Here is a 15558-nt window from a genome sequence, read left to right on the forward strand (position 1 = left end):
GGGGGCCGCACCACTCCACCCGGCCCCCGCCTCACCCCGCCTGCCTCACTCCCGCTTCACCCCTGCCGCCGCGAGGGCTCCCGCAAGAGCTCCCGCGGCGGCTTCCGTCAGGTGGGCCGCCGCCCGGTGGGCCGCCGCCCGGTGGGCCGCCACGTCGGCCGCAGCGCGAGGGCGCGTTCCCGGACGCCGGCCCACCGGGCCGACACCGACCACACCACCCGCACCGTGGAACGCGGGGCGAACAGCGCGCGCAGCCACGTGCCACGGCCGACCACGGACCGCAGACCGGCCGTCACCCGGCGCACGTCGTCCGCCGACCCCGCCGCGGGGCGCGGCCGCGGCGCGTAGAGGACCTGCTCCACGGCGTCCGCCACCCGGTGCGCCGCGGCCGCGGCATCCGGGTCGAGCCGGCCGAGCCGGACGATCCGGGCCGCCGCCTTGCGCGGGGTCAGCGACTCGTCTGGGGAGATGCCGAAGTCCCACGCGGTGTCGGTCAGCTCGTCCCAGACGGCCAGGACGTGCGCGGCCGCGTCCGCCTCCGAACGGCCGTGCGCGCCCAGGCGCACCGCCCGGATCCGCAGCCGCCACGCCATCGGCGCCAGCGGCAGCACCAGGACGGCGAGACCCGCCAGCGCCCACGCCAGCACCGCGTACCACCGGGGACCGTCACCGTCCGTGGGCAGCGCCGCCGACGGTGCCTCGCTCTCGCAGCCACCGTCCAGCCTCCGCTGCTCCAGCGTGCAGCCTTCGCGCGAGGACGGGGCGGCCGAGGGCTCCGAGGACGCGGCCTCGGACGGCCGGGCCGGGTCGGGCACCGCGCTGTCCGAGGTGTCCGGCACGGTGTAGGAGGGTGTCGAACCGCGGGTGGGGGTCGGCTCGAAGCGGGTCCAGCCCACGCCCTCGAAGTACAGCTCCGGCCAGGCGTGCGCGTCCCGCAGTCCCACCGACACCGAACCGTCCGCCTGCGGGGTGCCGGGCGCGAAACCCACCGCGACCCGGGCGGGTATGTCCAGCGACCGGGCCATCGAGGCCATGGCGAAGGAGAAGTGGACGCAGAAGCCCTCCTTGTCCCTCAGGAAGCGGGCGATCGCCTGCGAGCCGCTGCCGACGGCGACCTCGGTGTCGTACGTGAAGCCGCCGGTCGAGGCGAAGTACTCCTGGAGCTCGACCGCCCGGTCGTAGTCGTTCGTCGCCTCCTCGGTGACCTGGCGGGCGATCCGGGACACCAGCGCGGGCAGCGAGTCCGGCAGCTCGGTGTAGTCCCGCTTCAGGGCGGCCGGCGGCGCCGACGCGCCGGCCAGCTGCTCCGCCGTGGGCCGCACGTCGAGACTGCGCACGCCGTACGTCAGCCCCTGGGTGTTCTGGCCGTGGTCGCCGACCAGCGTCATCCCGACGGGCTCGTAGCGCCAGTTTCCCCTGATGTCCACGCCGCTCGGCGGGTACGGCATCGGCAGCCAGTCCTGCCCGTACCAGTCGGCGGTCGAGACCGTCGTGGCGATCTCCGCGCGCTCGACGTCCTGGCCGAGACCGGCCGGAGCCGGGAAGCCGCCGCCGGGCACGGTGGTGATGGACCGCTTGGACGGCTTCCAGGTGGTGCCGTCGAAGTCGTCCAGGGAGACGATCCGCAGATACAGGTCCGAGACGTCCTCCATCTCGGTGCGCACGGACATGACCTGGCGGTCCTCGTCCGCGTTCAACGAGTCGCGCAGCGACACCAGCGGGTTCACCGCGGAGATCGTGCCGCCCCCGCCGGAGCCCGAGCCGGAGCCCGAACCCGCCGGGTCCAGCAGGCCGCCGTTCATCGTGGGCAGGGCGAGCGGCACCACCAGGGCGATGCCCACCGCCAGCAGCCCGATCCGCCGTCCGGTGCGTACCGGGGCCCAGGCCCCGGTCGACTCGGTGGCGGGGCCCCGCGCCGCCCCGCCGAAGACCCGTCCCCACCGGGAGAGCCGGTCACGCCCCTCCACGAGGAGCAGCGTCAGATAACCGACCGCCGCCAGCAGGAACCACAGCCAATCGTTGCCGCCGTCGGACAGCCCCGCGGCCACCGAGTACAGCGCGAGCAGGGGAAGCCCGGCCGGGGCCGCGCTGCGGAAGGTCACCGCGAGGGTGTCCACCAGCAGCCCGATCACCAGGACCCCGCCGACCAGCATCAGCCGGATGCCGTCGGACAACGGCGCCGGTATCGCGTAACGGCCGACGTCGGTACCGCCCTGTCCGAGCAGCTCGGCGAAGAAGCGGAAGGCGTCAGGCCCCGGAACCAGGCCGGCGAACGCGTGCTCACGCGCGAACACCAGGGTCAGCAGCACGAGCGCCACCAGCGCCTGCACGGCCACGGTCAGCGGGCGGGCCAGCGGCACCCGCCGGGCCAGTGCGCCCGCACCGGACTGCACAGACAGGAGAAAGGCCGCCTGCACGATCCAGGAAGCCGGCCTGACCAGAGGCAGCAGCGCGCACGCGGCCAGCAGCGTGGCCGCCCACGAGGCCAGCGTCAGCCGTAGTCGTCCGCTCACCCTGCTCCCTCCCCACCGCGCGCCGTCACCAGACCGAACCGCTCCCGGCCGGCCAGCTGCCACTGATCCTCCAGGGAGGCGCCCCGCGGCACGCTCACGGCCGTCCAGCCCGCTTCGCGCAGCATCCGCAGCCGCTCCCCGCCCCCGTCCAACGGGCCGGAGACGTCCGACGGTTCCCGCAGCCAGGTCCCGCTGTCCAGCACGAAGGCGACGGCGCCCCCGCTGCGTTGCCGCATCCGGGCGAGCACCGACGTCTGCTCCTCGTCGAGATCGCCGAGGAAGGCCACCAGCAGCCCCTCGTTCCCACCGCGGACCATGTCGTACGCCCGGGACAGGCCCGCCCCGTCGGAGTGGCCGACCACGGCGAGGGCGTCCATCATCAGCCCGGCCGCGTCCGCCGACTCCTGGCTCGCGCCCGCGAACCCGTCGGAGCCCTCGCCCGGCACCGCATCGCCGGTGTCGGTCAGCAGCCGCACCGAGAAGCCCCGCTCCAGCATGTGCACCAGGACGGAGGCCGCACCCGACACCGCCCACTCGAACGCCGCGTCGGGCCCCGCGCCGTCGTAGGCGACGGCGCGGGTGTCCAGCAGCACCGTGCAGCGGGCCCGCTGCGGCTGCTCCTCGCGGCGCACCATCAGCTCGCCGTAGCGCGCGGTGGAACGCCAGTGCACCCGGCGCAGATCGTCGCCGTAGCGGTAGCCGCGCGGGATCACGTCGTCCTCGCCGGCCAGCGCCAGCGAACGCTGCCGTCCGTCGCCGTACCCCTTGGCCTCACCGCTCAGCCGCACCGGCGGCAGCGGCTCCACGCGCGGGATCACCGTCAGCGTGTCGTAGGTCGAGAAGGACCGGGTCAGCTCGCACATCCCGAACGGGTCGGACAGCCGCAGCTGCAGCGGGCCGAGCGGGTAGCGGCCGCGCAGGTCGGAGCGGACCCGGTAGGACACCTCGCGACGACCGCCCGCCTCCACCCGGTCCAGCACGAACCGGGGGCGCGGCCCGAGCACGTAGGGCACCCGGTCCTGGAGCATCAGCAGACCCGTGGGCATGCGGGAGACGTTTTCCATCCGCAGGTGCACCCGCGCCTCGGAGCCGGCGGGCACCCGGGCGGGGGACAGCCGGCGGCTGCCCGCGACCCGGTAGCGGGTGCGGTGGAGCACGCCCGCGCACATCAGCGGCAGCACCGCCAGCAGCAGACCGACCCGCAGCAGATCGCTCTGCCCGAGCACGTAGGCGCAGACCACGGCGGCCGCACCGGCGGCCAGGAAGGAGCGCCCGCGGGTGGTCAGCCCGGCCAGAGCCGTGCGCAGGCCACCCCTGTCACCGCGGGCGCCCTCCGCGCGGGCGGATCCCGCGGTACTCATCACAGCCTCCGCGGCTGGTGCCGGCCGTACCGCAGGCCGACCCGGCCCAGGCCGATGCCGGCCTGCTGCGGAGCGGCATCGGCGGGTACCGGGGTGTGCTGCAGGATCTCCTGGACCACCTGCTCCGCGGTGCGGCGGTTGAGCTGGGCCTGGGCGGTGGGCAGCAGCCGGTGCGCCAGCACGGCCGCGGCGAGCGCCTGCACGTCGTCCGGCAGGGCGTAATCCCGGCCGTTCAGCGCCGCCGACGCCTTCGCCGCGCGCAGCAGGTGCAGTGTCGCGCGTGGCGAGGCACCGAGTCTGAGGTCGGGGTGCGTGCGGGTGGAGGAGACCAGCTCCACCACGTACCGGCGTATCGGCTCGGCGACATGGACGGCGCGCACCGTCTCGATCAGCTTCAGGATCTCGTGTGCGTGGGCCACCGGCTGGAGGTCCTCCAGCGGGGAGAGCCCGCCGTGCACGTCCAGCATCTGCAGCTCGGCCTCCGCGCTCGGGTAGCCGACCGAGACCCGGGCCATGAACCGGTCGCGCTGGGCCTCCGGCAGCGGATAGGTGCCCTCCATCTCGACCGGGTTCTGCGTCGCCACCACCATGAAGGGGCTGGGCAGTTCGTAGGTCCTGCCGTCGATGGTGACCTGGCGCTCCTCCATCGACTCCAGGAGCGCGGACTGCGTCTTCGGCGACGCGCGGTTGATCTCGTCACCGATCACCACCTGCGCGAAGATGGCGCCCGGCTTGAACTCGAAGTCCTGCTGCTGCTGGTCCCAGATGGACACGCCGGTGATGTCCGACGGCAGCAGGTCCGGTGTGAACTGGATACGCCGCACCGAGCAGTCGATGGACCGCGCCAGCGCCTTGGCCAGCATCGTCTTGCCGACTCCCGGAACGTCCTCGATGAGCAGATGTCCCTCGGCGAGCAGCACGGTCAGCGAGAGCTGCACGACCTCGGGCTTGCCCTCGATCACGCTCTCCACCGAATCCCGCACCCGCTCGATCACGGCGGTCAGGTCATCCCCCACGCTGGGCTGCGCTCGCGTGGGGGAACCCCCAAGGCTCGCTCGATCGTCATAGGTCGGCACCCGGCCCTCCTCGGCCTTTCCCCTTGCTCCCGAGGAACAAGGGCCCCAAATGTCCGGGCCGGCACCTTGCTGTGCGGCCCGGCTCACCCCGAATCACGGACACCGCGCGGGAAAAGTTCCGCGCGGTACCACTCCCGCATTCTTGCCGCCGTTACCGATTCGTGTCACTCGCCTGTGGACAACCGGCGGCGATATGTCAGGCCGTGCGACCTTCGTGGAGCCGGGGACCGGTCACCCTCGGGGCGGGGCAGCAGGTCAGACGGGGTCGATCTCGCGCAGCAGGCCGGTCTTCACGTCGAAGACGAATCCGCGCACGTCGTCGGTGTGCAGCAGGAACGGCGAGGTGCGCACCCGCTGCATCGACTGCCGTACGTCCTGGTCGACGTCACGGAAGGACTCCACGGCCCAGGCCGGACGCTGACCGACCTCCATCTCCAGTTCGTGCCGGAACTCCTCGGTGATGGCCTCCAGGCCGCAGTTGGTGTGGTGGATGAGCACCACGCTGCGGGTGCCCAGCGCGCGCTGGCTGATGGTCAGCGACCGGATCACGTCGTCGGTGACCACACCACCCGCGTTGCGGACGGTGTGGCAGTCACCGAGCTCGAGGCCGAGCGCGGCGTGCAGGTCGAGCCGGGCGTCCATGCAGGCCACCACGGCCACGCGCAGAACGGGGCGGGCGTCCATCCCGGGATCGATGAAGGCGCCGGCGTACTGTCCGTTGGCGTCGACCAGCCGGTCGGTGACCGTGCCGTGGCCGACCGTCGCACTTCCGGAGCTCGCGGGAACCGATGCAGAAGTCGTCATAGCCATGACGTTACTGGCCACGTGCTCTCCGGTCCTGCTGTGAGACAGGACAAAGAACGCCATCATGCTTTGGAGTGAGATGACCCACAAGGGGGGCGTGATCCTCCTCGTACGGGTGGTTTCCCCCGACGCGGGGTGTCGTCCGGCCGAGGGCCGCGCCGCACAGGCCGGTTGATTGACCGGGCGAAACCGTGGACTAAAGTGACGCGGAGCGGGAGGCGAGACTCTCCCTGCTGCACTGATTTCCCCCGGAGACCCGGGCAGCGTCCCGGAGATCCCCCGCGTGCGCTGCGCGTACGTACGGCTCGGCCTCCTCCCGTTCCCGGCCGGCTGACGCCTCCGGCGCCGGCAGGCCGCCCCGTCCACACCGGGGGAGGGGCGGGGACCCGGCGGTGCGTCACGGCCGCGCCGGACCTTGAGAGGGCCCAGATCCAATGGGGCGCGAAGCGTTTGCGAACACGGGCGGGCAGAGTCGGCACGTTCCGGTGATGCTCCAGCGGTGCCTGGACCTGCTGGCGCCCGCCCTGGAACAGCCGGGAGCGGTGGTCGTCGACTGCACCCTCGGTCTCGGCGGCCACAGCGAGGCCCTGCTGACGCGGTTCCCCGAGGTGAGGCTGGTCGCCCTGGACCGGGACAAGGAGGCCCTGCGCCTGTCCCGCGAGCGGCTCGCCCCGTTCGGCGAGCGCGCCACCCTGGTGCACGCCGTCTACGACGAACTCCCCGAGGTGCTCGACCGGCTCGGTATCGCGCGCGTGCAGGGCGTCCTGTTCGACCTGGGCGTGTCCTCCATGCAGCTCGACGAGGCCGACCGGGGCTTCGCCTACGCCCAGGACGCCCCGCTCGACATGCGCATGGACCAGACGGCCGGCGTCAGCGCCGCCGAGGTCCTCAACACCTACCCGCCCGGTGAACTCGTCCGCATCCTGCGCGCCTACGGCGAGGAGAAGCAGGCCAAGCGGATCGTGGCCGCGGTGGTGCGCGAGCGGGAGAAGGAGCCGTTCACCACCAGCGCACGCCTGGTCGAGCTGATCCGGGACGCGCTTCCGCAGGCCGCCAAACGCACCGGTGGCAATCCGGCGAAGCGCACCTTCCAGGCGCTGCGGATCGAGGTCAACGGCGAACTCTCCGTACTGGAGCGGGCCGTCCCGGCCGCGGTGAAGGCGCTCGACGTCGGCGGCCGGATCGCCGTGCTGTCGTACCACTCCCTGGAGGACCGGCTGGTCAAGCAGGTGCTCGCGGCGGGTGCCGCCACCACCGCGCCTCCCGGACTGCCGGTCGTCCCCGAGCGCTACCAGCCCCGGCTCAAGCTGCTGACACGCGGTGCCGAACTTCCCACCGAGGAGGAGATCGCCGAGAACCGGCGTGCCGCACCCGCACGGCTGCGAGGTGCCCAGCGGATCAGGGAGCACCTTGAACGAGACGTGTGAGGCGAAGGGGCGCGTGAGGCGGTCACGGCACGTGAGCCCGGCGCCGTACGGGACATGCGGGTACGGAAGGCAGGCGAACCCAGGGGAGCGTGAGTGAGCAGGAAACCCGAACTGCCCGAGCTGAAGGGGAGGGCGGCCCGTCTCGCGGGGCTCCTCCCCACGGGACGGGCCCAGGCCGCCCGCACCCCCTTCGTGCTGCTCGTCGTCCTTCTCCTGGGCGGTGGCCTGATCGGGCTCCTGGTGCTGAACTCGGCCCTCAGCGAGGGAGCGTTCGAACTCGACGACCTCAAGCGGGAGACGAAGAGCCTCACCGATGAGGAACAGGCCCTGCAGCGGGACATCGACGCCCACTCCGCTCCCGACGCCCTGCAGCGCCGCGCACGCGAACTCGGCATGGTGCCCGGCGGCGACCCCGTCTTCCTGAGCCCCGACGGCAAGGTCAAGGGCGCCCCCGCCCCGGCCTCCGCCGCCCGCGCCCCCCTGGTGATCCCTCCCGAGGCACTGGCCACCGCGACGGCCCCGCCCCCCTACGCGGTACCGAGTATCGCAGCCGTTCTCCCGACCTCCGCGGTCACGCCCACGCCCGCATCGACTCCCGGCAGGTGACGGAAGTGGCCGACGACACCGGAAACACCGCCGGGCAACCGCCGCGCCGTCGCGTGCCCGGACCCGCCGGTCCCGCCCGCCCGGGCGCCCGGCAGCGCCCCGGACCCGGCCACCGCCCGGCCCGCCGCCCCGCTCCGCCCCGCCCGGCGGCCCCGAAGGCCCTCCGGCTGGGCAGCCCGCGCCCCCGCCTGCGCCTGGTCGGCCTGGCCCTGACCCTCGTCCTGAGCGTCTTCGTCGTACGCCTGCTCCAGGTGCAGGCCGTCGAGGCCGACACCTATGCGGCGAAGGCCGGGCAGAACCTCCAGGTCGGCCAGGTGCTGGACGCCGAGCGCGGCGAGATCACCGACCGCAACGGTGTCGCCCTGGCGACCAGCGAGGACGCCTACGACATCACCGCCGACCCCACGATGTTCGCCCCCGACCAGCTGGAGATCCCCGACGGCCCAGAACAGGCCGCCGTCCTCCTCGCCCCGATCCTCGGCCAGGACCAGGACAAGCTGGTCGAGAAGCTGCGGCCGGACAACAAGGCCCTGCGCTACGTCAAACTCGCGAGCCGCCAGACCCCGCAGGTCTGGAAGCAGATCAAGGACCTGAAGACCGCGCTGGCGAAGAAGGCGAAGACCGACACGTCCTCCGCCAACGTCCTCGCGGGCGTCCTGTCCGTGCCCACCAGCAAGCGGGTCTACCCGAACAACGAACTCGCCGCCGGGATACTGGGCTGGGTCAACGCCGAGGGCAAGGGTGGCGGCGGCATCGAACTCCAGCTGGACAAGCGGCTCGCCGGTGAGGACGGCAGCATCCGCTTCGTCCAGTCCGGCGGCCGTCTGGTGCCGACCGCGGGGTCCAGCGAGACACCGGCCGTGCCCGGCAGCGACGTCGAGCTCACCATCGACCGCGACATCCAGTGGGCCGCGCAGAACGCCATCAGCGAGCAGGTCGAGAAGTCCGCGGCCGACCGCGGCTACGTCATCGTCCAGGACACCCGCACCGGTGAGGTCCTCGCCCTGGCCAACGCGCCCGGGTTCGATCCGGGCGACCTCTCCGAGGCCGATCCGGCGGCGCTCGGCAACGCGGCCCTCCAGGACGCCTTCGAGCCCGGTTCCACCGCCAAGGTCATGTCGATGGCGGCCGTGCTGGAGGAGGGGGCGGCCACCCCGCAGACGCACGTCGTCGTGCCCAACCGGCTGCACCGCGGCGACCGGCTGTTCAAGGACGACGTCGACCACCCGACCTGGTACCTGACGCTCAACGGGGTGCTCGCCAAGTCCAGCAACATCGGCACCATCCTGGCCACCGGCCAGCTCGGCAAGACCCAGGCCCAGGCCAACAAGGTCCTCTACGACTACCTGCGCAAGTTCGGCCTCGGCGACCACACCGGACTGGGCTTCCCCGGCGAGACCAAGGGCATCCTCGCCCCGCCCGGCGCCTGGTCGACCTCGCAGCAGTACACGATTCCTTTCGGTCAGGGCGTGTCCGTCAACGCCATGCAGGCCGCGTCCGTCTACTCGACCATCGCCAACGGCGGCGTACGCATCGAGCCCACGCTCGTACGCGGCACCAAGGGACCCGACCAACGCTTCACCCCCGCCCCGGAGCCCGAGAAGTCACGGGTGGTCAGCGAGAAGACGGCGAAGACCCTCGCCCGGATGCTGGAGTCGGTCGTGGACGACGAGGAGGGCACCGGAACCAAGGCGCGCATCCCCGGCTACCGGGTCGCGGGGAAGACGGGTACGGCCAACCGCGTGGATCCGGCCACCGGCAAGTACCACGGCTACACCTCCTCCTTCGCCGGGTTCGCACCCGCGGACCAGCCCCGGATCACCGTCTACTGCGCCATCCAGAACGCCACCGAGGGCAGTTACTTCGGCGGCCAGATCTGCGGACCCGTCTACAAGAAGGTCATGGAGTTCGCCCTCAAGACCCTCCAGGTGCCGCCGACCGGCGCCGAACCGGCCAACCTCCCGGTCACCTTCACACGCTGACCGGCCGCGAACCCCTCGCGTCCGGCCGGCACGGAACCACCCAGGAACAGCCCGTGACAACGATCACCCCCGATCCCGGGAACCGGGACACCCCCCGCCGAGGACCGGACCCCTCGTTCCCGCCACCTGCCCCATCACCCCCACCACCCGCCCCGTCGCCCCCACCGGACGGGGCCGCAGGCGAGCCCCGCTTTGGCTCCGCGGCGGGTACGCCCGGTACGCTCACCGCCGTGCCACACGCTGATCAGTCGCAAACCACTCAGAAGGGCCAACCCGTGACATTTCCCGGGCCGCCCCGGCCGGCGCGGGTCTCCGCCACACCTCTCGCGGAACTCGCCGGTCAACTGGGTGTCACCGCACCGTCCCGGACCGCCGACGTCACGGGCATCACCCATGACTCGCGCGCCGTACGTCCCGGCGACCTGTACGCCGCCCTCCCCGGTGCCCGCGCGCACGGCGCCGACTTCGTCACCCAGGCTGCGGGCCTCGGCGCGGTCGCCGTGCTCACCGACCCGAGCGGTGCCGAACGCGTCGCCGCGGCCGGACTGCCCGCGCTGGTGGTCGACGACCCCCGCGGGGAGATGGGCGAACTGGCGGCCACGATCTACGGCCACCCGGGCCGCGACCTGCTCCAGATCGGCATCACCGGCACCTCCGGCAAGACCACCACCGCCTATCTCGTCGAGGGGGGCCTCAGGTCCGTGCACAGCACGGGACTCATCGGCACCGTCGAGATGCGCGTGGGTGACGAGCGCATCAAGTCCGAGCGCACCACGCCGGAAGCCACCGACCTCCAGGCCCTGTTCGCCGTCATGCGCGAACGCGGGGTCGACGCGGTCGCCATGGAGGTCTCCAGCCACGCCCTGGTGCTGGGCCGGGTGGACGCCTGTGTCTTCGACATCGCCGTCTTCACCAACCTCAGCCCGGAGCACATGGAGTTCCACTCCGGCATGGAGGACTACTTCGCGGCCAAGGCGCGCCTGTTCACCCCGCAGCGCAGCCGGCTCGCGGTGGTCAACGCCGACGACGAGTACGGCCGCCGCCTCACCAAGGAGGCCGGCGTCCCCGTCATCACCTACTCCGCGGAGGGACACCCCGACGCCGACTGGCGCGCCGCGGACGTCGAGGTCGGCCCGACCGACTCGACGTTCACCGTGATCGGGCCCGAGAACGAGCGGATCACCGCCCGGTCGCCGCTGCCGGGCCCGTTCAACGTGGCCAACACCCTCGCCGCGATCGTCGCCCTCGCCGCCGCCGGACTCGACCCGCAGGCCGCCGCCGACGGTGTCGCCGCCGTCCCCGGTGTGCCCGGCCGGCTGGAGCGGGTGGACGAGGGCCAGCCGTACCTCGCGGTGGTCGACTACGCCCACAAGACCGACGCCGTCGAGTCGGTGCTGCGCGCCCTGCGCAGGGTCACCGAGGGCCAGGTGCACGTGGTGCTCGGCTGCGGCGGCGACCGGGACGTCACCAAGCGCGAGCCGATGGGCGCCGCGGCGGCCCGGCTCGCCGACACCGCCGTACTGACCTCAGACAACCCCCGCTCCGAGGACCCCCTCGCCATCCTCGCCGCCATGCTCCAGGGCGCGGCCTCCGTGCCCGCCCACGAGCGTGGCGAGGTGCAGGTCTTCGAGGACCGGGCCGCGGCGATCGCCGCCGCCGTCGCCCGCGCACAGCCCGGCGACGCCGTGCTGGTCGCGGGCAAGGGCCACGAGCAGGGACAGGACATCGCCGGGGTGGTGCGTCCCTTCGACGACCGCCAGGTGCTCCGCGAAGCTATCCAGCAGACCCAGGGATGAACTTGTGATCGCCCTCTCCCTCGCCGAGATCGCCGAAGTCGTCGGCGGGCAGACGTACGACATACCGGATCCGTCCGTCCAGGTCACCGGAGGTGTCGTCCGGGACTCGCGGGAAGCGGGTCCCGGCAGCCTCTTCGTCGCCTTCGTCGGCGAACACGTGGACGGCCACGACTTCGCGGCCGCGGTCGTCGAGGCGGGCGCGGCCGCCGTGCTCGGCTCCCGCCCCGTGGGCGTGCCCGCGATCGTCGTCGACGACGTCCAGAGAGCGCTGGGCGCCCTCGCCCGGCACGTCGTGCAGCGCCTCGGCGCGACCCTCGTCGCGCTCACCGGCTCGTCCGGCAAGACCAGCACCAAGGACCTCATCGCGCAGGTGCTGCGGCGCAAGGCGCCCACCGTCTTCACCCCCGGATCCCTCAACAACGAGATCGGGCTGCCGCTGACCGCGCTCACCGCTACCGAGGAGACGAAGTTCCTCGTGCTGGAGATGGGTGCCCGCGGGATCGGCCACATCCGCTACCTCACCGACCTGACGCCCCCGAAGGTCGGTCTGGTCCTCAACGTCGGCACCTCCCACATCGGCGAGTTCGGCGGCCGGGCGCAGATCGCCCAGGCCAAGGGCGAGATGGTGGAGGCCCTGCCGCCGGCCGAGGAGGGCGGCACCGCGATCCTCAACGCGGACGACCCGCTCGTACGCGCCATGGCGTCCCGTACGAAGGCGAAGGTGCTCCTTTTCGGAGAGACCGACGAAGCGGACGTTCGGGCCGAGAACGTGCGACTCACGGACAGCGGACAGCCCTCGTTCAGGCTTCACACACCCTCCGGTGCAAGCGATGTGACCATGCGCCTGTACGGTGAGCATCACGTGTCGAACGCGCTCGCCGCGGCCGCCGTCGCCCACGAGTTGGGCATGTCCGCAGAAGAGATTGCACTCGCGCTCTCCGAGGCGGGCTCCCTCTCCCGCTGGCGGATGGAGGTCACCGAGCGCCCGGACGGCGTGACGGTCGTCAACGACGCCTACAACGCGAACCCCGAGTCCATGCGAGCCGCCCTGCGCGCGCTCGCGGCCATGGGCAAAGCCTCACAGGCGAAGGGGGGTCGTACGTGGGCGGTGCTCGGCAAGATGGCCGAGCTCGGGGACGAGGCGCTCGCCGAGCACGACGCGGTCGGACGGCTCGCCGTCCGGCTCAACGTCAGCAAGCTCGTCGCGGTCGGGGGCAGGGAAGCCGCCTGGCTGCAACTGGGCGCATATAACGAGGGTTCGTGGGGTGAGGAGTCGGTGCACGTGTCCGACGCACAGGCGGCTGTCGACCTGTTGCGCAGTGAATTGCGCCAGGGAGACGTCGTTCTCGTGAAGGCGTCCCGTTCGGTCGGTCTCGAGAGCGTGGCGCAGGCGCTGCTCGCGACCGGTACCGAGGGTGAGGTCGTCACCCGATGATGAAGCAGATCCTGTTCGCAGGAGTCATTGGTCTCTTCCTGACGCTGGTCGGCACTCCGCTGCTGATCAAGCTGCTCGCACGCAAGGGGTACGGGCAGTACATCCGCGACGACGGCCCGCGCGAGCACGCCAGCAAGCGCGGTACGCCGACGATGGGCGGTATCGCCTTCATCCTGGCGACGGTCGCCGCGTACTTCCTGGCGAAACTGGTCACCGGCTACGTGGACCCGAAGGCCGACGCGGCGCCGACCTTCTCGGGTCTGCTGGTGCTCGGCCTGATGGTGGGCATGGGCCTGGTCGGCTTCCTGGACGACTACATCAAGATCGTCAAGCGGCGTTCGCTGGGCCTGCGGGCCAAAGCGAAGATGTCCGGCCAGCTGATCGTCGGTATCACCTTCGCCGTACTCGCCCTGCAGTTCGCGGACAACCGGGGCAACACCCCGGCGTCCACCAAGCTCTCGTTCATCACCGACTTCGGCTGGACCATCGGCCCGGTGCTGTTCGTCATCTGGGCGTTGTTCATGATCCTCGCGATGTCGAACGGCGTGAACCTGACGGACGGTCTGGACGGTCTGGCCACCGGCGCCTCCGTCCTGGTCTTCGGCGCCTACACCTTCATCGGCGTCTGGCAGTTCCAGGAGTCCTGCGCCAATGCGACGACCCTGACCAACCCGGGTGCCTGTTACGAGGTGAGAGACCCCCTCGACCTCGCGGTGGTCGCCTCCGCGCTGATGGGCTCCTGCCTCGGCTTCCTGTGGTGGAACACCTCGCCGGCCAAGATCTTCATGGGTGACACCGGTTCGCTCGCGCTCGGCGGCGTCCTCGCGGGTCTCGCGATCTGCTCCCGCACCGAGCTGCTGGTCGCCATCCTGGGCGGACTGTTCGTCCTCATCACCATGTCGGTGGTCATCCAGGTCGGCTCCTTCAAGCTCACCGGGAAGCGCGTCTTCCGCATGGCGCCACTCCAGCACCACTTCGAACTCAAGGGGTGGTCCGAAGTCCTTGTGGTGGTCCGCTTCTGGATCATCCAGGGCATCTGTGTGATCGTCGGACTCGGCATCTTCTACGCGGGATGGGCAGCGGACAAGTGACCGACTGGCAGGGCAAGCACGTCACCGTGGCCGGGCTCGGAGTCTCCGGTGTCCCGGCGGCGAAGGTGCTGCACGGACTCGGCGCGCGGGTCACCGTCGTCAACGACGGCGACGACCCACGCGCCCGCGAGCAGGCCGCCGAACTGGAGGCGCTCGGCATCGCCGTGCGCCTCGGTGACGGCGCGACCCTGCCCGACGGCACCGAACTGATCGTCACCGCCCCCGGCTGGAAGCCGGACAAGCCGCTGTTCGCGGCGGCGGACGAGGCCGGGGTGCCGGTGTGGGGCGACGTCGAACTCGCCTGGCGGCTCAGGAAGCCCGACGCGGCACCCTGGCTCGCGGTCACCGGCACCAACGGCAAGACCACCACCGTCCAGATGCTCGCGTCGATCCTCCGCGCCGCGGGCCTGCGGACGGCCGCCGTCGGCAACATCGGCGTCTCCCTGCTCGACGTCGTCACCGGCGAGGAAGAGTACGACGTGCTCGCCGTGGAGCTGTCCAGCTACCAGCTCCACTGGGCGCCCTCCCTGCGCGCCCACTCGGCGACGGTGCTGAACCTCGCCCCCGACCACCTCGACTGGCACGGCTCCATGGAGGCGTACGCCGCCGACAAGGGCCGTGTCTACGAGGGCAATCGGATCGCCTGCGTCTACAACGCCGACGCCACCGACAAGCCGTCCACCGAGGACCTGGTCCGCGCGGCCGACGTCGAAGAGGGCTGCCGCGCCGTCGGCTTCACCCTCGGTACCCCCGGCCCCTCCCAACTCGGTGTCGTGGAGGGCATCCTGGTCGACCGCGCCTTCGTCGAGGACCGGTACAGCAGCGCCCAGGAACTCGCCGAGGTCACCGACGTCGACCCGCCCGCCCCGCACAACATCGCCAACGCCCTTGCCGCGGCCGCCCTCGCGCGCGCCTTCGGGGTGCCGGCGGCGGCCGTACGGGACGGGCTGCGGGCCTTCACCCCGGACGCCCACCGCGTCGCGCACGTCGCCGACGTGGACGGGGTCGCCTATGTCGACGACTCCAAGGCGACCAACACCCATGCGGCACAGGCGTCGTTGGCGGCCTACGAGTCGATCGTGTGGATCGCCGGCGGACTCGCCAAGGGCGCCACCTTCGACGAACTGGTCGCGGGGGCGGCGAAGCGGCTCCGCGGCGCCGTCCTGATCGGCCGGGACCGCGAGCTGATCCGCGAAGCCCTGGCGCGACACGCCCCGGAGGTACCCGTGGTCGACCTCGACCGGACCGACACTGGGGCGATGCTCCAGGCTGTCCAGGAGGCGAAGCGGCTCGCACGGCCCGGCGACACGGTGCTGCTGGCCCCGGCCTGCGCATCGATGGACATGTTCGCCGACTACAACAGGCGCGGTGAGGCGTTCGCACAGGCGGTGCGCGAACTCGGTGCCTGACCCGGCCGCCTGCGCCGGGCGACCCTGGGAGGGACCTGTGGGACCGTCGAGGCACCGT

At 72.0% G+C, this 15558-nt stretch carries 11 protein-coding genes; 7 read left to right on the plus strand and 4 right to left on the minus strand.

Annotated features, from left to right (window positions below; translation table 11 throughout):
- Positions 1 to 107 precede the first annotated feature (107 nt).
- The 4 genes from ACTWJ9_RS25105 to ACTWJ9_RS25120 form a co-directional block, all read right to left on the minus strand.
- Complete coding sequence (locus ACTWJ9_RS25105; protein ID WP_443294805.1) at positions 108 to 2513, minus strand: transglutaminase family protein; 2406 nt, start codon at positions 2511 to 2513, stop codon at positions 108 to 110.
- Positions 2510 to 3874, minus strand: a complete 1365-nt coding sequence (locus ACTWJ9_RS25110; RefSeq protein WP_279336528.1) for a DUF58 domain-containing protein — start codon at positions 3872 to 3874, stop codon at positions 2510 to 2512. Before ACTWJ9_RS25110 ends, ACTWJ9_RS25105 begins: the two co-directional genes overlap by 4 nt.
- Entirely contained in the window at positions 3874 to 4950 is a 1077-nt protein-coding gene (locus ACTWJ9_RS25115; protein WP_384210256.1) for an AAA family ATPase, read from the minus strand. The genes ACTWJ9_RS25110 and ACTWJ9_RS25115 overlap by 1 nt, the downstream gene beginning before the upstream one ends.
- Positions 4951 to 5205: 255 nt before the next feature.
- Positions 5206 to 5754, minus strand: coding sequence for a beta-class carbonic anhydrase (locus ACTWJ9_RS25120; RefSeq protein ID WP_279336530.1), 549 nt, complete (start codon positions 5752 to 5754; stop codon positions 5206 to 5208).
- A 434-nt stretch (positions 5755 to 6188) separates the two neighbouring features.
- Between ACTWJ9_RS25120 and rsmH the strand changes: the two genes are divergently transcribed.
- The 7 genes from rsmH (at position 6189) to murD (ending at position 15500) form a co-directional block, all read left to right on the plus strand.
- Entirely contained in the window at positions 6189 to 7181 is a 993-nt protein-coding gene (gene rsmH, locus ACTWJ9_RS25125; RefSeq protein WP_279336531.1) for a 16S rRNA (cytosine(1402)-N(4))-methyltransferase RsmH, read from the plus strand.
- 93 nt (positions 7182 to 7274) lie between these two features.
- A complete protein-coding gene (locus ACTWJ9_RS25130; RefSeq protein WP_279336532.1) occupies positions 7275 to 7787 on the plus strand; it encodes a septum formation initiator family protein in 513 nt (170 codons plus the stop codon).
- Complete coding sequence (locus ACTWJ9_RS25135; RefSeq protein ID WP_388701805.1) at positions 7784 to 9769, plus strand: peptidoglycan D,D-transpeptidase FtsI family protein; 1986 nt, start codon at positions 7784 to 7786, stop codon at positions 9767 to 9769. Before ACTWJ9_RS25130 ends, ACTWJ9_RS25135 begins: the two co-directional genes overlap by 4 nt.
- Positions 9770 to 10044: 275 nt before the next feature.
- Positions 10045 to 11565 (plus strand): UDP-N-acetylmuramoyl-L-alanyl-D-glutamate--2,6-diaminopimelate ligase, encoded by a 1521-nt coding sequence (locus tag ACTWJ9_RS25140; RefSeq protein ID WP_279336534.1) that lies wholly within the window; start codon positions 10045 to 10047, stop codon positions 11563 to 11565.
- Positions 11566 to 11569: 4 nt separating this feature from the next.
- Positions 11570 to 13000, plus strand: coding sequence for a UDP-N-acetylmuramoyl-tripeptide--D-alanyl-D-alanine ligase (locus tag ACTWJ9_RS25145; protein WP_279336535.1), 1431 nt, complete (start codon positions 11570 to 11572; stop codon positions 12998 to 13000).
- A complete protein-coding gene (mraY, locus tag ACTWJ9_RS25150; protein WP_279338093.1) occupies positions 13000 to 14091 on the plus strand; it encodes a phospho-N-acetylmuramoyl-pentapeptide-transferase in 1092 nt (363 codons plus the stop codon). Before ACTWJ9_RS25145 ends, mraY begins: the two co-directional genes overlap by 1 nt.
- The gene (gene murD / locus ACTWJ9_RS25155) at positions 14073 to 15500 is read left to right on the plus strand and encodes a UDP-N-acetylmuramoyl-L-alanine--D-glutamate ligase (RefSeq protein WP_279336536.1); all 1428 of its coding nucleotides are present in this window, start codon (positions 14073 to 14075) and stop codon (positions 15498 to 15500) included. The genes mraY and murD overlap by 19 nt, the downstream gene beginning before the upstream one ends.
- Positions 15501 to 15558 lie beyond the last annotated feature (58 nt).

This window comes from Streptomyces sp. GDS52 (genome assembly GCF_052246875.1).
Classification (GTDB): domain Bacteria; phylum Actinomycetota; class Actinomycetes; order Streptomycetales; family Streptomycetaceae; genus Streptomyces; species Streptomyces cathayae.